This is a genomic window from Pseudobdellovibrio sp. HCB154, assembly GCF_046267985.1.
Taxonomy (GTDB): domain Bacteria; phylum Bdellovibrionota; class Bdellovibrionia; order Bdellovibrionales; family Bdellovibrionaceae; genus Pseudobdellovibrio.
Genome location: NZ_CP176530.1, coordinates 1508990 through 1529628, shown reverse-complemented (window position 1 = coordinate 1529628; position 20639 = coordinate 1508990). Strand labels below are relative to the sequence as shown.

Genomic DNA, 20639 nt, shown 5'->3' with positions numbered 1-20639 from the left:
ATGTTAGAATGGTTATTTGGCTCAACTACAGCAGGCGCAGACATCTATGTTGACTTAGGAACAGCTAACACGCTGATTTCTATCCAGAACAAAGGCATGGTTTTAAATGAACCAAGCCAGGTTATGGTTTCAAGCATTGATCCGAAGAAAAGAAAAATTTTAGGGATCGGTCTTGAGGGTTTAGAAATCCTTAAAAAAAATCCTGGTCACATCGTGGTGATTAAACCGGTTAAAGACGGTGTGATCGCTGACTTCGATGCGGCTCGTGTGATGCTTCGCCACTTCTTAATGAAGGCGATCAAAGTTTCAAACAAGCAACGTCCAAAAGTTGTCGTATCACTTCCTTACGGTGTGACTGAGGTTGAGAAAAAAGCCATCGTTGAAGCTTGCCGCTCAGCAGGCGCTTCAAAAACTCTTCTTATCGATGAACCAATGGCTGCTGCGATCGGTGCTGGTATTAACGTGCGTGAGGCCAAAGGCCATATGGTAATTGATATCGGTGGTGGATCTACTGAAATCGCCGTGATCGCTTTAGCTGATATCGTTTACTGTGAACCATTACGTTTAGGCGGTCACAAATTCGATGAAGATATCATTCGTTATTTAAAAGATACTAAAAAATTAGTTGTTTCAGACCAGCAAGCTGAATACTTAAAAGTAAACTTAGGAACAGCGCTGCCGAAAAAGAATATTCAAAAACTTGAAGTTCAGGGTCACGACTTAGATTCAGGTTTCTTACGTACTGAAGTCATCTCCTCAGAAGATATCGGAAACGCTTTATCGAACTCAATCCAATTGATCATTCACGGAATTTTAAATGCTTTAGAGAAAACTCCACCAGAGTTAGTTTCTGATGTGATCGAAACTGGCATTATGTTAGCTGGCGGTGGTGCTTTAATTAAAGAACTGGCCAATAAGATTGAAGCTGAAGTTCGTATTCAAGTGCGCGTGGCTGACAATCCATTAACAGCGATTGCTGTTGGTGGCGAGATGGTTCTTTCAGATCCAGATTTATTAGAAAAGATCCAATTACAACTGTAGGTTTTATGTTACACACTGAAAATTCAAAACGAAAAATTATTATGACCTGTGCTCTTCCCTACGCCAATGGGCCAATTCACTTAGGGCACATGCTAGAGCACATTGAAGCCGATATTTACGCTCGTTTTCAAAAGATGTGTGGTCATGAGTGTATTTTCTTATGTGCCGATGATACTCACGGTACTCCAATCATGATTAAGGCGCGTGAATTAGGTGTTAAACCTGAAGATTACGTGGCGCAAAGTTTTAAAGATCACACGCGTGATTTCGCAGACTTTGCGATTGGCTTTGATCATTATGGTTCTACGCACTCAGAAGAAAATAAAAAGTTATCTGAAGTTTTCTATGAGCGTTTAAAAGCTAAAGGCCATATTCATAAAAAACCGATTGAACAATTGTACTGTAATCACGACAAAATGTTCTTACCGGATCGTTTTGTTAAAGGCACTTGTCCTAAATGTAAGTCACCAGGCCAATATGGTGATTCATGTGATGTGTGTGCTTCAACGTATTCACCAAGTGATTTAATTAATCCAGGCTGCTCTATTTGTGGAACTCCACCGGTAAAAAAAGAATCGGATCATATTTTCTTTAAATTAAATAATTTCAAAGAAGAATTAAAAAAATGGCTTCCTCATCATACAGCCCCTGAAGTTTCTAAAAAGATGATGGAATGGTTTAATGAAGATTTACGTGACTGGGATATTTCGCGTGATGAACCGTACTTTGGTTTTCAAATTCCTGGCGAGCCTGGCAAGTATTTCTACGTGTGGGTTGATGCTCCAATGGGGTATGTCTCAGCAGCTCAGCAGTATTTATCTAAACAAGGCCGCGAATTATCTGAATTCTGGGGTAAAGATTCTAAAACTGAATGTTACCACTTTATCGGAAAAGATATCGTGTACTTCCACACCCTATTCTGGCCTGCGCTTTTACAAGGCGCTGATTTTAGAACACCAACTGCTGTGAACGTACATGGTCACGTAATGGTGAATGGTGAAAAAATGTCTAAATCTAAAGGCACTTTCATCAATGCCAGAACTTATTTAAATCATTTAGATCCACAGTTCTTACGTTATTACTACGCAACTAAAATTAACGGATCTGTCGATGATATGGATCTTAATTTAGACGACTTTCAATCACGCGTAAATTCTGACTTAGTCGGAAAAATTGTAAACCTTGGTTCACGTGGCGCGCAGATGTTAAATAAAAAGTTTGGCTCTAGCTTATATGATTTAGATCCATCAACTGAGATTTTAAAAGAGCTTCAGTCTAAACAAGCGCAAATTCATAAACACTACGATGAGCGTGATTTTGCAAAAGCTACGACATTAATTCGCGAGTTAGCAGATTCTGTGAATAAATACTTTGACGAAAAAGCACCGTGGAAATCAACGGATGAAGCTGAAGTTAAGCGCGTATTAACTACGACACTTAATGCTTTTAGAATTTTAGCAATCTATTTAAAACCAGTTCTTCCGATGTTAGCGACCAAAGTTTCTGAATTATTAAAAGAACCAGAATACCAATGGACTGATGCTCAGAAGATTTTAACGAACCAACCGATCAATGCTTATGTGCACTTAGTTCAACGTGTAGATGCTGACAAAGTAAAATCTATGATCGAAGAACAAAAAGCTCAGTTCGCAGCTCAAGAAGCAGCGAAACCTAAAAAAGCTGCGGCGCAAGCGGCAGCTCCGGCAGCAGATGCTCCGGTAGGTGTTATCGGTATTGATGACTTTAATAAAGTCGATCTTCGTGTAGCTACGGTACTAGAAGCTGAAGCCATTCCTGAAGCTGATAAATTATTAAAATTTAAAGTTGAAGTCGAACCCGGACAAACGCGCCAAATTATTTCTGGAATTAAGTTAGCTTATGATCCAGCTACATTAATTGGCCGCCAAATTTTAATCGTTGCAAACCTGGCTCCGCGTAAGATGAAGTTTGGAATGTCTGAAGGTATGATTTTATGTGCTGGCGAAGGTGGATCTGATTTATTCGTTCTATCTCCAGATAAAGGCGCAAAAACTGGACAAAAAGTAAAATAATTAAGGGTGCCAGGTCCTGTTTCTTGATCTGGCGCAACAAGAAAGAGGACCTGGCACGTGAGTGAACAGTCTAACGATAAGAAAAAAGTAGAAGAGATTCACAGATTATTTGTCGGCATTGAACAAGATTCATCTGATGGCAAATATGACCAGATGTTTTTACAAGAGCTGATCATGCAAATCGGTGCTCTTGCAAATTCATCTGATCCTATCTTACAAAAATTATCTAAATACAAAGATTCATTAACGCCGACCATGACACTTCGTCATTTATCAACAATTGCCGTGCCTTTTGAAAGATATCTTAAAAAAGGTATGGCTGATGATGAATTCTTAGTAACAAACACTGACCGCGATCATTTAGTCACAGCTCGTGTTCCGTTAGTATTTGTTATTGATAATATGCGCTCAGCTTTTAATGTGGGTTCTATTTTTAGAACAGCTGATACATTAGGGGCGCAAAAAATCTGGTTAACCGGTTATACCCCAACTCCTCACCAACCCCAGGTTGAGCGTGCCGCTTTAGGGGCTGCATTTGTCGTGGCCTGGGAGCAAAAAAGTTTTGTTGAGTGCGTAAATCAATTAATCAAAGAAGGCTACCAAATCATTGCTTTAGAGACTTCGCCAAAAGCCGTAGATATCTCGGTTGATTTTAACTTTGATAAACCTACAGCTTTTTTAATCGGTAATGAACGTTTTGGTTTAGATAAAGATCAATTAGAAATTGCCACTGAAGTTCGTCGTATTCCTACTTTTGGAATTAAAAATTCATTAAACGCAGGCGTGGCCGCAGCTATCGCTGGTTACGAATGGCGTAAACAATTTAACGAACAACAAGTTAAAGTATAAATCTAGCATGACTCCAATTACTTTTAATCCTATTGGAGTTTTAAAATCAGACCAGGTTGAACCCTACCAAGCTTCACGTCAACCCGATGGTTTATCGCAAGAAGCTGTGATCACGTTAAATAACGGACAGAATTTCGAACAAGCCCTGACAGATCTTGGCGGTTGCACGCACTTATGGATTATCTACGCTTTTCATAAAAATGAAAACTGGAAGCCTTTAGTTCAAACTCCTAGATCTAATAGAAAAATCGGTGTGTTTGCAACGCGCGCTCCGTACAGGCCAAATCCGATCGGCATGTCGCTTGTGAAATTAGAAAAAGTTGAAGGTTTAAATATTTATATCGGGCCGAATGATATTTTAAACGGCACACCGATTTTAGATATTAAACCTTTTCACCCAGAATCAGATGTGGCTGAAGATGCCCATATCGAATGGCTTGAATCAAGTGTGACTCCTAAAATGAGTATTACATTTTCGCCGTTAGCTTCTGAACAGTTAGAGTATTTAGAAAATCAAAATTCTGATTTAGAACAAATTAAATCATTTATTTATCGCCAACTAGAATATGATCCAACCAATGACAAGAAAAAGCGTGTTGAATTTAACCAGTCTTACTGGATCTTAGCGTACCGCACATGGAGAATTGATTTTATCGTTCAAGACGATACTGTTGCGATCTTAGGAATCCGCACGGGTTATAGCGATGAAGACTTAGCATCAGCTGAAGACCAATACCAAGATAAAGCTATTCACCGCCTATTTGTTAAATCTTTTCAATAGCTTAACTATCCATCGCACGGCCCTAAAGGTTTTACAACCCGAAGCCTCAAAACCGCGTTGATTGCGAAAAAACAGTGTCTCTGAAGGGTGTTTATGCTAGTTATCTAGCCGTTCTTAAGACCGTTCTTCAGAGGGGGATTCGTCCATGCAAAAACGCACGCTTAATGTATTTATCGTCATTTATTCACTATTTACTTTTTCAACGGCGTTGGCCTTTGATCTTACACAAAACTTTCAAGGTTTTGTTTCTATTAAAACTAAAGAACTTTACGTCGATTACACAGCTCCAGAGAAAAATAAAGAAGTCGTGGTTCTTCTCAATGGTCTAACCTACTCGACAACACAGTGGAATCAGTTAACAACTGAGCTTAAGAAAAAAGGCTTAGGTATTTTACGTTACGATATGGACGGCATGGGAAAAACTCTTTTACGCCACGGCGTAAAACCGGAGCCTTATGCTTACACTGATCAAGTTGAAGATCTTTATAACCTACTTAAAACGACCAAATTAAAAGCCCCTTACAATATCGTGGGCTTATCTTACGGCGGTGGTATCGCAGCGGCGTATTCTTACAAATACGGAAAAACAGTTAAAAATGCAGTCTTAATGGCGCCGTACACAGAAGCCTTAGAACAACAAGATGCCTACATTAAATATCAAGTAGCGCTAACTCGCCTATACTTTCCGTTTAATCCGGCTACGAACGATCAAATCTACGATTACTATTTACGCCAAATTTGTTATACAACTTACCCGCTTGTTGAACCCGTTGTTCTTGAAAATCCTTTAAAGTTAGAAGCGGTTTTTAGAATGACTCAAGGTATTCGCAAATTTCGCGCAGCAGACGAAGCTGAGCGTTTCCCGAAAAACACTGTGCATTTAATCATTGCTGAAAAAGACCAGTACATCCCGCGTGAGGTTTTAACTAAATTCTGGGATGCTGTTCCCGCTCAAGCCAAAGCAAGTCTTACAATCTTAGAAGGTTCTGAACATAAAATTCCTGAAAGTAAACCTGCAGAAGCTGCAAATATCATCGAATCAATTGTTAACGGAGCCTATCAAGGGCACTAACTAGAGGAGAAAAATCTCATGGCTTTATTTACGACATCGCAAAATTACAAAATTAGCTATGATGTTTTTCCTAATCTAGTTCCTCAGACAACATTCTTTATTCATGGAAATCTAGCTTCAAATCGTTGGTGGATACCAACGGTTGAAACTCTTAAAACTCGCAATGCCCCTTCAAATCACGGCCAAGTCATTTGTGCCGAATTCAGAGGTTGTGGCCAGAGCGAAGCTCCCCGTGCTGCGGCTGATGTCACGATGGATGCTTTTGCCACTGATTTTATCGATCTTATTCGCTCACTAAAACTTTCAGGACCAATTAATATTGTGGGCCATTCAACTGGTGGCTTGATTGCAGCTCTCATGCTGGCAAAGGCTCCAGAGCTTTTCAATAAGGCCTTTTTATTAGACCCGGTTGGCGCTCAAGGTGTTAAATTTAACAGTGAGATGATTCAAGCTTTTGAAGCTATGAAAGTTGATAAAAATTTAACGGCCGTGGTGATTGGCTCAACGATTTACAACAACAATGCTGAAAGCCCGTTCTTTAAAGATATTATTGTGGCCGATGCCTTTAGCGGCGTTAAAGCGGTAGGTCATTTAGTGCTGGAAGCGCTTGATGGCTTAGATGTTCGCGAAACATTAAAACCGGTTCAACATCCTGTTAAAGTAGTTCACGGCGAATTTGATAACTTACTCTCTAAAGATGAATCTGAAAAATTAGCGAAACTTTTGCCGCAGGGTCAATTTGAAACATTATCAGGCTGCGGTCACTGCGGAAATGTTGAAAATCCGAGCCTGTTTGTAAAAACATTTTCGGATTTTCTTTTTATTTAATAACTCTTAGTAATTTTCAGCAAAAGCTTTTAGAATTTGTAAGTAAGTCTCTGGTGCATCCGATGGCAGAATATGACCAGCTTTTGGCACCACAACAAAAGCATCCGCTCTAGCTGTTGAATTCTGGTAAATATTAACAGCCTCTTTTTGTAATTCTAAGCGATTCTCTAACTCTTGCTCGCCTAGCATAAAAAAGCGAACCGTATTTTCGCTAAACTTTTGTTTGCGAAAATCAAAACCGTGGGCCGCGTAAGATAACTCGGTGTAAGCTGAAACCATTAATGACTTTACAGGCTCGGTTTCAGGATACGACGCTAAGATCGAAGGCAATTTCGAATTCCAATACTGTGTGTATGTATTTTTAATAACGTATGACGAAAAGAACGGCCCTAAAAACGGATTTAAATTAAAAAATGATGTCCAGAACTCCGTAACTGCTCCACCTTGAGGGTCTGACTCGTCAAAACGAATCATCGGCGCAGTTTCGATAATTAGAGGGTATTTGCCTGTCTTAGCCAGTTCAGTGCTTACTGTAGAACTGTAAGAAAGACTGATGATAATAGGTTTATAAATATTTAAACCCGTAATTAGAGCATCCACTTCATTGGCTAAAGTCGCTGATGAGTAAGATTGAATTTTAAAAGCTGGTGTTTCGCCAGCAGGAATTTTTAGTAAAGATTCAGGATGCAAACTAAAATGGAGCGACACAAAATTCAGTTTCATTTTACGCGCTAAACGAATAGCTTCGTCTCTTGAATCAAGACCGCGGTTAATACCCGGAAGTAAAATTAAAGTCGATTTACTTTGATCGGCGATATGGCTTTCATAAGCGATATACTGGCCATTTTTAATTTTAAAAGACTTAAGTTTTACGGCTTCATCTTCAGCATGAACAAAAATAGATACAAAAGTGATAACTGATAGAACCAGACACGCAATAAGTGATTTTATTTTCATGGCCGCAACCTATCACAGATTTACCGTAATAGCCTATTTTGGTCTTCTACTTATAAAAATTTCAATGATCACTCCTGGTGTTTAAAAAAGTCTAAAGCTTTATTTAAAACCTCTGTGCGGTCAGTTAAAAAACTATGATCTTGTTCTGACTCTTCGTAATCAATTGCCGTATTTTTCACAAACTCAAGAGCAATTGCTGTTGGCGTGATTGTATCAAGTCTGGCTTGGTATAATTTAACCCGTTTTGAACGAAGATAGTTTTTAAGTTCGGCCGGATCATAACCCACAATGAATTTGTGATAATCTTCAAAAAGAGTTTCTAACGAATGGCGTTCAAGATAACTTTGTTCAGTATATAACTTATCAATCAATTCCTTAAAAAACGTAGGATCAATTTCGTGCAATAAAGGAGAAAGTAAAAAAATCTGTTCAATATTTTTAGTAAAATCTTTAGCTAAACGTAAACTTAAATACCCACCGAAGCTATGTCCATAAAGGTGGATTTTAAGATCAGGATTTTTCACTAAAAATCCCTTAATCGTGTTTGTAACCAAAGCGTAAGCTTCGGTATAAGTGAACTTACCAGGATTTACGGATAACCCGGGATAAAAAATAATGACCGAAGGCCAACCCAATTTTTCATAAAATAGCGGCGCTAAATCCCGGTTTTGCCTAGTTGTGATGCCTGGAAAGCCATGAAGTAGCACAACGATGTTTTTTGTATTTTGATCGATTTGTCCGTGAACTAAAATTTCCATTATTTATAAGACAAAACACTATGTTGTCTGGACTTTCAACAAAAAGTAGCTATAAACTCTCTGCAAAATAAGAGGAAATTCTATGAGTTCGAATCAGATCGCAATTGTGACCGGAGCTGCTAGTGGCATCGGATTAGCTATAGCGCAAAAACTAATCGCTGCCAAAATTACAACCATTGGTTGGGATCTTAACGTACCTGAAAAAGATCTAGGTTTTCCTATTATCAAATGTGATGTCAGCCAAGAAAGCTCGGTCATTGAAGCTTACCGCCAAGTTAAAGACAAGTGGGGTTCTGCTGACATTTTAGTGAACAATTGTGGTTTACAGTTTATGAGTCCGATTGAAGAGTTTCCGATTGAAAAATGGAACCAATTAATCGGTGTTTTATTAACTGGAACATTCCTATGTTCTAAAGTTGTTTTTAAAGATATGAAAGAAAAAAAGTACGGACGCATTATCAACATCAGCTCTGTGCATGGTAAATTAGCCAGCCCATTTAAATCAGCTTACGTGGCTGCCAAACACGGCGTTCATGGTTTAAGTAAAGTTATGGCGATTGAAGGTGGCGAATTCGGAATCACCGTCAATAATATTTGCCCTGGATTTGTTGATACGCCGCTTATGCGTAACCAAGTTAAATCACAAATGGAATTAAATAACTTAAGCGAAGACGAAGTTTTAAAAAATGTATTTTTGAAAGCTCAGCACATCAAAAAATTAACTTCTCCGGAGCAAGTGGCTGATTTGACTTATTTCTTATGCTCACCAAGCGCAAGCACAATCACGAGTGAATCATTTAGCATTTCTGGTGGCTGGGGCGGCTAAGTAGCTTTAAAGACAAATCTCAGTAGCTAAAAACGGGTTCCCCACCGATACCCGCCCCAGAAATTAATTCTGGAAAAGCTAACTGAAATTGCACCGTCATCATGGCGCCAGAAGATAGACCTGAAATGGTTGGTTTTGTTTTACCGAAAGCTAACCCCATAGCTAACGTCTGAATCAAAATAATGATTGAGATAACCTTAAACCGTTTCATCGAAACGTAGTTTTACCCGATCACCGGGCTTTCCGAAATAGCCAAATGAACGAGGTAAAATATCTACCCAAATAGCTAAAGTTTAGACGATAAAAGGTGCCAGGTCCTATTTCTTGCCTATACGCAACAAGAAATAGGACCTGGCACTCATGAAACTAAACGAGGTTTTCTTAAGCCTAAAACCGCTATAAAGCGGATAATGCCGGCCACCACAAAAAGGATGTCGAAATTTCTTCCTAAAAGGTGGCTAAAAACCAGGGCCCCTAAGATCGTTCCGATCACCTGAGTAAAGACGCCGATATAATTATAAAGGCTTACAAGTTCGATCTTTTTCTCGCCTTGAATGCGTGAGAAAAAATATAACGATAAACCCATCTCCCAGCTGGCCCAGCCCATACCGGATACAAGTTGCAAGATCATCATCGAAGGCACGCTTTGGCAAATAGGCCATAACATCGGAAGTGGTCCCGCTACTAAGCCACCCACTACTAACATCTGATGCGGATCAAATTGTTTTTTCGCGTGTTTTAAATAATAAGTCGTCACCACTTTTCCAACGAAAAGTGATCCGGTGATCAACATAAAATTAAAATATCCCACATTACGAACTGACAATAAGTACGCTGCTACAAACGGCGCTGAAATAAATAACGCCGTATTAAAGGTCGCGTAACGTTTAAAGAATTCAGTGTTCTGAGTAAATAAACTTTTGAAATGATTTTTATCTAAAAACAGCGGTCTATTGTGTGGTGGATGTTTTCTGAATAACTGCACGATTAAAATTTTCAAAGCAAAACAACCAGCAAATAACCAAAAGAATAAATAATTCTCAGGTACACCCAACATATCCATGTGAAGCATAGCTCCACCACCGAATAGACCTGCGATAATTCCAATTTGTGAAAGACGCGTGCGCAGTGAGAAATAATTCTGCCCTTCATCTAACGGGATAATATCTGAAATCCAACGATTCCAGGCTGGCTGAATACTAAAATGTCCAAGCCAGTAAATCGAATAGAAAAACATGAGGTAGAAAAACGACCAGTCTGTTTTGATTAAAGATAAACAGCCTAAACCAAGAAGTGCCAGCGACTGCATCATCAATGCACGGCTTACGAAATACGAAAGCCCCACATTTTTAAGTTTTGTTTGCAGGGCAAATTGCAAGATAGCAGCGAAGATCAGCGGAAGACTGACTAACAATCCGGATTGCAGCGGAGAATTTCCCTGTTGTAAAGAAAAGGCTGCAAAGTAAGTTTCGGCAAACCCTACAACAAGACTTGTTAATAGGGCTTCCACATAGCTAAACCAAAGTTTTCCGGTAATCTGTTTTACGTCATCCACTTAAAAAGCATCCTGCTAGCTAAGTGTGAGAAAGGTGTTAGTGATTACTTAGCTAATAATGATCTTAACATCCACGAAGTCTTTTCGTGAATCTCTAAACGATCAGTCAGGACCCCAGCTGTGACATCGTCATGCGCTTCATCACAAATCGGTAAAAGTTTACGTGCCGTTTGGATCACCGTTTCATGACCTTTGATAAGCTCTTGGATCATTTTTTCGGCTTTTGGCACCTTGTCAGACTCTTCAATTGAAGTTAAAGCCGCAAATTGTTTATACGAACCCGGAGCATATTCACCTAAAGCACGGATACGTTCAGCTAAAGTATCTAAAGCATTCCAAAGTTCGGTGTATTGATCCATAAACATCGTGTGAAGCGTGTTAAACATTGGACCTTCCACATTCCAGTGAAAGTTATGAGTTTTAATGTAAAGCATGTAGCTATCAGCTAAAAGCGCTGAAAGGCCATCTGTAATAGCTTTGCGTTCTTTATTTGAAATACCAATTTCGATTTGTTTTTTAGCCATATTGGCCTCCTTAAAATAAAAACCTTTTAGATACTTTTATTATGCAATATCATAAACAAATGTCAGCTTCTGATAAACAATCCCTATCGCTTAATGCTCGCCATATATTAGTGCCCGACCGCATCGCGGCAGAAGACGTTTTAAGACATCTTAAAAATGGTAAAAACTTCGAAGAGCTGGCTCGTAAATACAGCCAGTGTCCCTCGGCGCCCCAAGGTGGAGACTTAGGTAATTTAAAGGGTAAAAAGAATGTCGATTCTGACTTTATGGAAGCTTTAGAAATGCTCAAGCCCGGCCAAACCTCAGGTATCGTGCGCACGCGTTTTGGTTATCACCTGATTCAACGCTATTAAAAAATGCCAGGCGCGGCCAACAGAGGAGTTCGATGCAATATTCGCTCTGTATTTCAGTCCACAATGTGGACCTAGAGCAAGAGTTGATTTTTCGATCTCTCGTATTTTCGATTTATACTGTAAACCGAATTCAAGAATAAAATTTTTAAACTAGCTCAGCTCTGGGCCATTGTTGTCTGAACTTCCAAGCAAAAAAAAAGAGAAGCTCGAAAGCTTCTCTTTTTCAATCATCAGATTTTTAGATATCTAATTATTTTAAAGCGATTAGTTGTGCGATTAATAAAGACACAACCGACATAACTTTAATTAAGATGGCGATACCAGGACCAGATGTATCTTTGAACGGGTCACCAACAGTGTCACCGATTACGGCCGCTTTGTGAGCGTCAGAACCTTTTTTATGACCTGGTAATCCACCTTTTTCGATAAATTTCTTAGCGTTATCCCAAGCGCCACCTGCGTTGGCCATGAATAATGACATCGCAGCACCTACAGCCATACCACCAGCTAATAAACCAGCTAATGCTTGAGGGCCTAAGATGAAACCGCACAACACCGGAGCAACAACTGCGATCATACCTGGTAAAATCATTTCGTATAACGCAGCCGAAGTTGCGATATCTACGATTTTAGCCGGTTGTGGTTCAGCTTTACCTTCACGTAAACCTGGAATTTCTTTGAACTGACGAGCGATCTCAACAACGATTTTACCTGCTGCGCGACCTACTGCTGTCATAGTTGTAGAACCAACTAGGAATGGAAGGATTGAACCTAATAAGATACCGATCAATACGCCAGAAGACGTTAAGTCTAATTGCATTTTTGCTAAACCAGCAGACTCACGAACGTGATTCACTTCCATATTGAAAGCAGAGAATAACGCCACAACTGTTAAGATAGCTGAACCGATAGCGAAACCTTTACCGATAGCTGCTGTTGTATTACCAACGGCATCTAATTCATCAGTGATTTCACGAACGTTAGATGGAAGACCAGACATTTCAGAGATACCACCAGCGTTATCAGCGATAGGACCGTAAGCATCTACAGTCATTACAACTGCAGTACCAGCTAACATACCAACTGCTGAAAGAGCGATACCGTATAAACCTAAACATTGATCAGCAACATAAGCTGCGATCACAACAACTAGTGTTGGAATTGCAACTGATTCCATACCCACAGCAAGACCGCGGATAACACCAGTACCCGCACCTGTTTGAGCTGCTTCAGCAACTAAACGAATTGGTTTCATCGCTGTGTAGTACTCAGTTACTAAACCGATAATTGCTCCACCGAACGCACCAGCAGCTAAAGCCCAAGTTACGTTTTGTGTAACACCGATCATCGGCATAAATACGAATGAAACAACAGTTAAGATAACTGGAGGTAACATTAATGAAGCACGTAATACAGTGGCTGGCTTAGAATTTTTCAAAGCACGAGCTAAGAAAATAACTAAGATAGAAATAACCATACCGATGGCAGATAATACTAACGGAAGACCAACAGCCATACTGCGAGCTGACTCTGGAGTCGCTGCTGTATCAACCATGATTTTTGGAAGATCGATAGCTGCGATTGTTAAAGCAATAGCCATTGCAGAAACGATAGCCGCAACCATTGATTCATAAATGTCTGCGCCCATACCCGCAACGTCACCCACATTATCACCCACGTTATCAGCGATAACGCCTGGATTACGAGGATCATCTTCAGGAATATTTTCAACAACTTTACCGGCGATATCTGCACCTACGTCAGCCGCTTTAGTATAGATACCACCACCGATACGCGCGAATAAGGCGATCGAAGAAGCACCTACTGCGAATGAGTGAAGAATTGTACCTAAGTGAGCGTCACCTTGGTATTGTTTGTAAACAAGACCTAAACCGATTAAGCCAAGTGCTGCTACAGATAAACCCATAACCGCGCCGCCATCTAAAGCGACAAGTAAAGCGTTACCTTTTGTAGAAGTTGCTGCAGCTTGAGTTGTACGAACGTTAGCGTAAGTAGCCGCTTTCATTCCTACGAAACCTGCTAATAAAGATAAGAAGGCACCAACGATAAACCAAACGGCTGCGATAGTTCCTAAAGCGTACCATAAAAGTGCGCCAACAACTAAACAGTACACAGCTAAAACTTTGTACTCACGTACTAAGAAAGCCATCGCACCTTCGCGAACGTAGCCTGCGATTCTGTTCATTGTTTCATTTCCTGATGGTTGCGCTTTCACTCTGAAATACAGAATGGCCGCAATCACAAGACCGACTACCCCAGCAATTACTGGAGACATCAAGTAAGTTGAATTCATGTGGTTTTTCTCCTTGTAGTATCTAGATCTATGTTAGATACACAAAAAGTAGTGATTTCGATGGGTTAAGTCAATAATTGAGCTATAAATGCAAAGAAAAAGCCCACACTTAAAGAGATCCAGCCTAAAATTAGAACAATTTTTGAGTATTTACGTCCGCGAAGACACGCGTCTCTTAATTTTGGATCAATCGGACAAGGGGCATTGCGATTTTTATAGGTAAAAATCGAGCTTGCGGTAAGCATAATAAAAGCAAAACTAAAAACGTAAATTTTATTTTCTCCGATCCAAGTAATTTGGGGAATCGCATTGGTCAAAGTAATCATTGAAGCACCCATTCCGAGACTCACTAACAAAGCCGGAAGAGCACAACAAAGTAAAGTACTCATCGAGGTAAATAAACCTAAGTGAGCAACAACACCTTCTTTAAATCCACGTTGATAGTTTTGCATAAAAATTCCTACGTAAAATTAATTACTAATAGTTCCTTCGTAACCGGCCTCTTTAATCGCTTCGATGATTTTTGTATCTTCTAAAGACGCGTCTTTTTTAAGAACTAAGTGAACGAATTTTTCTTCTAAACTTACATTCACCTTTTCAACTTCTGGCATCTTTTTAAAAGTTTTTGTTAAACCTTGAGCGCAGAAGGCACAAACCATTCCCTTAACTTTAACATGGACTTCGCCTGTTAAAGGTTTGGCGAAGGCTAATGATGATAAGAACAATGTCGCGATAAAAAGTTTTTTCATATAATTCTCCTGTTATAATTTTATAAATGAAACATGAAGTTAAATTGGTAATTTCCGTTTAAGCTTGCGCCTAATTCCCACAAAATATTTTTAAAATAGGTGCGCATTAACGGAGTTGTCTCCCAGTGTTCGCCGTTCATTTTTTCAAACTGTGCGATAAACCAAATATTTATATCGTTGTAATCGGCTCTGAATGGTGAAAAACCTACGCGGGCACGTGATAACCATAAAGGATCTTCGTCTTTTTGTGAGATGTATTTTTGAAAACCAGAAACATAGTAATCGCGGCTTTCCCAGTCGGCGTGAAATTCACCGATCGAAGAGCTTGTAAGCTCATTATCTTTACGTTGGTTACCGGCACCGACGCTTAAATAAATATTTCCTTGGCTATCGACTTCGTTCCAGCGAAATGGACGGTAATTTAGTTTAGCAAAATAAAATTCACGGGCTCCTGGTAAACTCATTGGTGCAAATTTAAAATATTCAAAGCCTGCAGAAGCCTGCGTGTGAAAAGTATAGCCCGTCATAATGTTAGACATCATTGGACTAGACTCTGTTTCTAAATCAAATCCGCCTTTGTAAATTACTGGATGTGCGATAGCTTGCAAACTTGAAAAAATTAGCGGCAAGAAAAGAAGTTTAATTTTATTTGTTAACATTTGACGACCTACGCCCTTTCACTATCTACTAGGATCAGGATTTAAATTTGTGACAAATTATTTAATTGATCTTAAAAATGCCCCTACTTCTAAAGAGCAATCCCGGTTCTTAGAACTGTTTTATAACGAAACAGCTCATCTGGTATTTGCTTACTGTCGCAAAAAAGGGATCAGCGCCCAAGATGGCGAAGATATCGTTCAAATTGTTTATACGCAGATTTATAATAAACGTGAGAAATATAACCCCGATTATTCGCCTTTAGCGTGGCTATTTGTCATTACAAAATCTGAAGCCAAAGATTACTTAAAAAAATCAGCTATTTACGCTGATTATATGAAAGATTACGGATTATTCGCCGATTTGTCACAAAACCAGGCTTACAACCCTATTAATGAGCAAGAGGGTAAAGAGTTGGATTTATCAACCCTAGCTAACAAGCTAAACGCTAAAGAAAAATCCGCTCTAGAACAGCGCTATTTCGCTGAAAAAGACTTTCACGAAATCGCTGTGGCTTTAGATGTAACAGAAACTAACGTGCGAAAAATTATTTCGCGCGCGATTCAGAAACTTAAAGGATGATATGGAAAATTTTGATTTCAAAACCAAAAATAAAATTCTCCAGAATTTAAAACAGGATATTTTTCCTGAGGTAAATCCTTTTAAATTTTTACCCCGTTTATTTTTTATTCATGCGGCAGCTACAGCTTTTGTGATGGCGTTTTGTCCGCAGTTTGGTCTTGGTTTATTCAGTCAAGGCCACTACGGTCTAACGAGTTTATTTATGCAAGTGTCACATGAATTTTGCCAAATGGCCTGTGGTGCTTTTTTAACATTAGTCAGTTTTTCAGCGATTTGGTTTCCGTTAAAAGTGACTGAGAAAGAATGGCTTATGTCGCATAAATATATTTTTGCAGGAATTTTACTTTCAATCACATCTGGTTTTTTCTGGATGCAGGCGCCAGATATTCATTTAGCTGAATTTGCTTTATGGATTGTGGGATCGTTAGCGGCTTTAGCTTCAGCTACGGGGCTTCGCTCGTCACATTATAGTGCTTCATAAAATCACGATGGTAGTCGTTTAAATACGAATGCGAACGACTGCCTAAGCTTGCAAAAATATTCCACGCGATAAATACCACTGCTGTAGTAGCTAAAATCAGATTCTTATTTTTATCCCAAGCTTTAAAGAAATAGCCCTGTGGTTTTAAGGCAATAAACAGCAAAATCGCTGGCAGACATAAAATAAAATGCCAGTGGTTAAATTCTACCGGTGATAATGAGGCAGCTCCGACTACGCCTAAGAATAATGAAAATAGATAGTGATCGATAAACGGACGTTCTTTAAATTCTTTTTTATACGTTCGGTACTGGCTATAGAAAAAGCGAAACGACAGAATAAGTGTTGCTAACGCTAACACCCACTTTAAGCCATGAAATAAATAATAAATTGCCGTTTTAAGCCAAACGATCGTGATCCAATCAAACGTAATTTCTGAAAAAATGTGGCGACCAAAATAAACTGATCCCATGCGAAAGAAATAAATAATCGCTTTAATCACTGGGTAAACTAGCACTAAGTTTTTACCTAAGAAAGTATCAGATGCTGGTTGAAGAACGGTTTCTTTGTGCGCCATCGTTTGTAAAAACCACGGAATTAATGACAGACCGATCACGAAAATACCAGAGGCTAAGCCTAGGTAATTTACTTTGATTTTTTTTGCGAAGAATAAATATAAAAAGCTAATTCCTAAGATTAAAACTGAAAAGTGCACCTGAAAGCAAAAGCCCATGCCGACGGCTAACCAAAAACTTCCCCAGAAGGATTTTGGGTTAACATGCAACTGATAGATGCTCCATAAGTGAATCGCCGAGAATAAAAATAAATAACCTGGGTTATATAGTTCAGACTGCTCGACTCGCCATGGGTTTAACCAAAAGAAAATCACTAAAAGTAACGGATTAAAATTTGTATCTAGTTTGTAACCAATATGACGAAGAAAAAAATACGCGAGCAAATGACAAAGTAAAATCACCGCGCAAGCTGCATAGGGCGAAAACCAGATCATCATTGGCACAGCTGTAACGGCTGTTAGAAAGCTACCTGGCAAAGCGCCCATTTTTGTTGCGGCATTACCGTGATGAATCCACTCGCCTGTGGTTTTGATTTGCATCACTTTATCCATCAGCTGGGTGTTATCGGTATGGATCATTAGGGTTTTAAACATCAATAGGCTTAAAGCGATGCCGATCACAAAAAGAAAAAGCTCTAGTTTATTTTGAAAAATTGACGTTTTACCCATAGTTATTTCAGTAGCTAAGATGATTCCCCATAAATTATCTTAGAAGATATAAGCCGATGCAAAGAAAAAATCTCAGAGAAAATATCATCGCACACGCTTAAAGCATCAAACTTCCTTAATGTTACGATTTAAAACGGCTCAAAGTTTGAGCTATCTCAATTCGACAAGGCAATATTTTATTTACAAGAAGAAATCAACCTGCCTAATATTAAATTGGCAACCAAAAAGGAATTCCGAATGAAAGACACGATTATTTCATACCTTCACGGCATCAACAACTGGCTTCAAAAAGCACATCTTAAAAATGTCATGAGAATCATTGTATCTCTTGCGTTTTTCTTTGCACTCAGTCTCGTGCTTAGCCCCATTGATGCGCAAAAAGAGGGATGGCTGCTCATTCGCTTTCCACTATTGATCAGCATTGTTTACGCAACCACAATTGAACTTCTAACAAGACTTCTTCCTCCAAATAAAACCAAAGACAGTGACATAGCTTTGCCAACATTAGGGCCTTTTTTATGTAGGGCGACACCGAAATCCATAGGTTTTTGGATGTGCTTTGATCATAATGTTAAAAGCCTTAATATCGAGGTTTTTGAAAATGGCAAACATATTACAACTGCCACTGGCAAAATCGTTGATGTAGATTTTAACACGTGGCTAGCTGAAACTTTGCCAACTGCACTCACAGCAAATACAACGTACACATACATTGTTAAAGTAGATGAAAAAGAATATTCAACAAGCTGGGCAAAAGATTTTAAATTTAAAACTCAAAGCGACGAAAGAAAAGAATCCGCAAAGATCATTTCAATGAGTTGTCACGGTATAGATGCTTGGGAAAAAGCCAATGGCCAAGCTAAAACCTGGAACATGTGGTCGAAAGCGCTTGATCGCGTTCAAAATGACAACATAGAACTTTGTGTTTTAGGCGGCGACCAAGTTTACATGGACGAAACTTTCGAACGCTACATGAAAAAGTACAAAAAACTTGATCAAAATAAACGCTTTCGAATGATCAAGCAAACTTATCATCAATTCTGGTCAAACCCAGCATATCAACAAACCCTAGCCCAGGTGCCGAGTATTCTTATGTGGGATGACCATGATCTTAACGATGGCTTCGGATCAAGAAGTGATAGTTTTAAAGGTAATGAACTTAATGAACACTGGACCGCTTACAAAGTAGACCTATCTAAAGCCTTCTTTGCATTTCAAGCCGTGCGCAATCCAGGGCAAAACACACCAAGTAGCAATTATTCTTTCAAACTAGATACTTCAAACTACTCGATAATCGCTTTCGATTTAAGATCGGAAAGAAACTCAAAAAGAAAAGAAATGCTCTCGTCTGCTTCTAAGAAAAAAGTTGAACAGTTTTTGTTAAGCGAAAATGATTCACCTCTTTTTCTTCTTTCGCCAGTCACAGTAACAAGAATTAATGCAAACATTGAAGCCACAATTGGAAATTTGGCCAATGCTGCCTGGGGCTCTTGGAAGATACTAGGACACGGAGTTACCTTCAAAAAAGTTTTAGCTTGGAACTTTGTTTTTCTAATCATTTTTCTAGCTTTACAAATTACAGAGCCAAACATCTCTGCTTTTTTAAGCTCCGGCTTATTTGCACTCATGTGTTTTTTCTACTTAGCTAAATCTTTCTTTGACTCTAGTTTTGATTTCAAACAGATAAGAAAAATTTTAAGATGGTCTCTTCTGGGTGTAGGCGTATTCTATACATCAATTGCAGCTTTCGGATACTACCCACACATAAACCTAGAAAGTCTGCCAATAGATGTACATAAATTTATTCTAGAAAATATTTTTAATATCAAATTACTTTTATCTACTATGATTATAGCACAAGTGCTTACTTTCACTGTAGCAAGTAAGGAAACAAAACCTAACTGGCTAATAAAAGCAATAAAACTACCATCTATATTCTTAACCTATATTATCTTTTTCTGGTACGGACTACCGGGAGATTTTTTCGGTTTAGACACGTTAATCAAATTTCCAGTATGGCTATGTTCGCTACTGATCTTAACTCTTTCGTTTGCAGAGGCGGCTCATATTATCGACGAAGTAGCAGGCCTAGACGACGACGTCAAAGATTCATGGAGTTCAGAAACCAACGAAAATGAGCTGCGCTGGTTACTTACAAAAATTTCATTAATTAAAAGATCAACTGTTCTTTTGTGTGGAGATATTCATACGGGAGGTTACTCTAATATCAAAATAAATAAAAATAATAAAAACATTCCGCAAATTACATCATCACCGATCTCTTATCCACCGATGGAAAGCTTAGTTGAAAAACTAACAACTGGAGCTAAAAAAGCAAAACTACCAATGACTGAACCTTTAGCAATGGCAGAAAATGTATTTTTCCTTTCTGAAAGAAACTTTGTAGTTGTCGAGATAACAAAATCTGGACAGCTAAAGGCAGAGTATATTTTTGAAGACCATGATCTTCCCGTGAAAATTCTTGCAGATGTTTCTCACGGATAATTCACATACGTCACAAATTTGCTTCCATAGCGAATTTTGGAGAAAGCTGCCTTACTGGAAATGGCTTGGTCGGGCCATCTTTTTTCTTCAACACATCAAGCTTTATGCTCTCAACTGCAGCTTCAATCGTGTTATCAGCTTCAATTGGCAAATTATCATCATGGCATTTCTTAATTGCATAAAGGCGTAATACAAATTCAGTATGAGATTCAATTTTCGCAGGCTTCGCACAATGCTTTTCCCACTCAACAACAATAGAGTGAGAAACTCCAATCCACTTTGCAAAATCACGAATCGTCATTTCAAAATGCTTTCGAATAAATTGAATTTGATGACCTGTAAGGGCTGTCTCTTGTTGAGCACACATAGCTGCCAATACGAAAGTTCTTACCATCTTCCAATTTACATTAGGCACTAATTTTCCATTAATTTTAATCGCAGGAATCTCTGAAAAAACAACTGGAAAGCCAAAGCCATCCCACTTTAAATTTTTGATTACTTTTTCCATTAGATCCT

22 protein-coding genes are annotated in these 20639 nt (G+C 38.9%); 11 read left to right on the top strand and 11 right to left on the bottom strand.

The features are described from left to right. From ACKWCF_RS07530 to ACKWCF_RS07505, 6 genes are all read left to right on the top strand, one after another. Nucleotides 1–1041: a rod shape-determining protein gene (locus tag ACKWCF_RS07530; protein ID WP_409480097.1), complete on the top strand. Its 1041-nt coding sequence runs from the start codon at nucleotides 1–3 to the stop codon at nucleotides 1039–1041. 5 nt (nucleotides 1042–1046) lie between these two features. Beyond that, on the top strand, nucleotides 1047–3092 hold the full coding sequence (gene metG / locus ACKWCF_RS07525) for a methionine--tRNA ligase (protein ID WP_409480096.1): 2046 nt from the start codon (nucleotides 1047–1049) through the stop codon (nucleotides 3090–3092). Between the two features lie 57 nt (nucleotides 3093–3149). Continuing rightward, entirely contained in the window at nucleotides 3150–3941 is a 792-nt protein-coding gene (locus tag ACKWCF_RS07520; protein ID WP_409480095.1) for a TrmH family RNA methyltransferase, read from the top strand. A 7-nt stretch (nucleotides 3942–3948) separates the two neighbouring features. Further along, complete coding sequence (tsaA, locus tag ACKWCF_RS07515) at nucleotides 3949–4722, top strand: tRNA (N6-threonylcarbamoyladenosine(37)-N6)-methyltransferase TrmO (RefSeq protein WP_409480094.1); 774 nt, start codon at nucleotides 3949–3951, stop codon at nucleotides 4720–4722. 145 nt (nucleotides 4723–4867) lie between these two features. Next, the gene (locus tag ACKWCF_RS07510) at nucleotides 4868–5794 is read left to right on the top strand and encodes an alpha/beta fold hydrolase (RefSeq protein ID WP_409480093.1); all 927 of its coding nucleotides are present in this window, start codon (nucleotides 4868–4870) and stop codon (nucleotides 5792–5794) included. A gap of 18 nt (nucleotides 5795–5812) precedes the next feature. Next, on the top strand, nucleotides 5813–6622 hold the full coding sequence (locus ACKWCF_RS07505) for an alpha/beta fold hydrolase (RefSeq protein ID WP_409480092.1): 810 nt from the start codon (nucleotides 5813–5815) through the stop codon (nucleotides 6620–6622). Between the two features lie 6 nt (nucleotides 6623–6628). On the opposite strand, the gene ACKWCF_RS07500 is transcribed toward ACKWCF_RS07505, so the two are convergent. Both ACKWCF_RS07500 and ACKWCF_RS07495 read right to left on the bottom strand, forming a co-directional pair. Then, the gene (locus tag ACKWCF_RS07500) at nucleotides 6629–7579 is read right to left on the bottom strand and encodes a hypothetical protein (protein WP_409480091.1); all 951 of its coding nucleotides are present in this window, start codon (nucleotides 7577–7579) and stop codon (nucleotides 6629–6631) included. A 68-nt stretch (nucleotides 7580–7647) separates the two neighbouring features. Then, nucleotides 7648–8337, bottom strand: a complete 690-nt coding sequence (locus ACKWCF_RS07495; protein WP_409480090.1) for an alpha/beta fold hydrolase — start codon at nucleotides 8335–8337, stop codon at nucleotides 7648–7650. Nucleotides 8338–8419: 82 nt separating this feature from the next. Between ACKWCF_RS07495 and ACKWCF_RS07490 the strand changes: the two genes are divergently transcribed. Continuing rightward, nucleotides 8420–9163, top strand: coding sequence for a 3-hydroxybutyrate dehydrogenase (locus ACKWCF_RS07490; protein ID WP_409480089.1), 744 nt, complete (start codon nucleotides 8420–8422; stop codon nucleotides 9161–9163). A gap of 19 nt (nucleotides 9164–9182) precedes the next feature. On the opposite strand, the gene ACKWCF_RS07485 is transcribed toward ACKWCF_RS07490, so the two are convergent. From ACKWCF_RS07485 to ACKWCF_RS07475, 3 genes are all read right to left on the bottom strand, one after another. Continuing rightward, a complete protein-coding gene (locus ACKWCF_RS07485; protein WP_409480088.1) occupies nucleotides 9183–9374 on the bottom strand; it encodes a hypothetical protein in 192 nt (63 codons plus the stop codon). Between the two features lie 147 nt (nucleotides 9375–9521). Next, nucleotides 9522–10718: an MFS transporter gene (locus ACKWCF_RS07480; protein ID WP_409480087.1), complete on the bottom strand. Its 1197-nt coding sequence runs from the start codon at nucleotides 10716–10718 to the stop codon at nucleotides 9522–9524. 44 nt (nucleotides 10719–10762) lie between these two features. Next, nucleotides 10763–11242 carry a Dps family protein gene (locus tag ACKWCF_RS07475; protein ID WP_409480086.1) on the bottom strand — a complete coding sequence of 160 codons (480 nt, stop codon included), beginning with the start codon at nucleotides 11240–11242 and terminating at the stop codon, nucleotides 10763–10765. 59 nt (nucleotides 11243–11301) lie between these two features. On the opposite strand from ACKWCF_RS07475, the gene ACKWCF_RS07470 reads away from it, so the two are divergent. Then, nucleotides 11302–11595 carry a peptidylprolyl isomerase gene (locus ACKWCF_RS07470; protein ID WP_409480085.1) on the top strand — a complete coding sequence of 98 codons (294 nt, stop codon included), beginning with the start codon at nucleotides 11302–11304 and terminating at the stop codon, nucleotides 11593–11595. Between the two features lie 250 nt (nucleotides 11596–11845). Here the strand turns inward: ACKWCF_RS07470 and ACKWCF_RS07465 are convergent, their stop codons facing one another. The 4 genes from ACKWCF_RS07465 to ACKWCF_RS07450 form a co-directional block, all read right to left on the bottom strand. Further along, a complete protein-coding gene (locus tag ACKWCF_RS07465) occupies nucleotides 11846–13909 on the bottom strand; it encodes a sodium-translocating pyrophosphatase (RefSeq protein WP_409480084.1) in 2064 nt (687 codons plus the stop codon). A 65-nt stretch (nucleotides 13910–13974) separates the two neighbouring features. Beyond that, the gene (locus ACKWCF_RS07460; RefSeq protein WP_409480083.1) at nucleotides 13975–14361 is read right to left on the bottom strand and encodes a hypothetical protein; all 387 of its coding nucleotides are present in this window, start codon (nucleotides 14359–14361) and stop codon (nucleotides 13975–13977) included. Between the two features lie 18 nt (nucleotides 14362–14379). Further along, the gene (locus tag ACKWCF_RS07455; RefSeq protein ID WP_409480082.1) at nucleotides 14380–14658 is read right to left on the bottom strand and encodes a heavy-metal-associated domain-containing protein; all 279 of its coding nucleotides are present in this window, start codon (nucleotides 14656–14658) and stop codon (nucleotides 14380–14382) included. Between the two features lie 20 nt (nucleotides 14659–14678). Continuing rightward, entirely contained in the window at nucleotides 14679–15317 is a 639-nt protein-coding gene (locus tag ACKWCF_RS07450; protein WP_409480081.1) for a hypothetical protein, read from the bottom strand. 49 nt (nucleotides 15318–15366) lie between these two features. On the opposite strand from ACKWCF_RS07450, the gene ACKWCF_RS07445 reads away from it, so the two are divergent. Both ACKWCF_RS07445 and ACKWCF_RS07440 read left to right on the top strand, forming a co-directional pair. Beyond that, nucleotides 15367–15897 (top strand): RNA polymerase sigma factor, encoded by a 531-nt coding sequence (locus tag ACKWCF_RS07445; protein ID WP_409480080.1) that lies wholly within the window; start codon nucleotides 15367–15369, stop codon nucleotides 15895–15897. A gap of 1 nt (nucleotide 15898) precedes the next feature. After that, nucleotides 15899–16378, top strand: a complete 480-nt coding sequence (locus ACKWCF_RS07440; RefSeq protein WP_409480079.1) for a hypothetical protein — start codon at nucleotides 15899–15901, stop codon at nucleotides 16376–16378. On the opposite strand, the gene ACKWCF_RS07435 is transcribed toward ACKWCF_RS07440, so the two are convergent. Beyond that, nucleotides 16341–17618 carry a hypothetical protein gene (locus ACKWCF_RS07435; protein ID WP_409480078.1) on the bottom strand — a complete coding sequence of 426 codons (1278 nt, stop codon included), beginning with the start codon at nucleotides 17616–17618 and terminating at the stop codon, nucleotides 16341–16343. The two genes, ACKWCF_RS07440 and ACKWCF_RS07435, sit on opposite strands and share 38 nt — an antisense overlap. A 237-nt stretch (nucleotides 17619–17855) precedes the next feature. Here ACKWCF_RS07435 and ACKWCF_RS07430 point away from each other — a divergent pair, with 237 nt between their 5' ends. Continuing rightward, nucleotides 17856–20123: an alkaline phosphatase D family protein gene (locus tag ACKWCF_RS07430; protein ID WP_409480077.1), complete on the top strand. Its 2268-nt coding sequence runs from the start codon at nucleotides 17856–17858 to the stop codon at nucleotides 20121–20123. 10 nt (nucleotides 20124–20133) lie between these two features. On the opposite strand, the gene ACKWCF_RS07425 is transcribed toward ACKWCF_RS07430, so the two are convergent. Then, the gene (locus tag ACKWCF_RS07425) at nucleotides 20134–20631 is read right to left on the bottom strand and encodes a helix-turn-helix domain-containing protein (protein ID WP_409480076.1); all 498 of its coding nucleotides are present in this window, start codon (nucleotides 20629–20631) and stop codon (nucleotides 20134–20136) included. Between the last annotated feature and the right edge of the window lie 8 nt (nucleotides 20632–20639).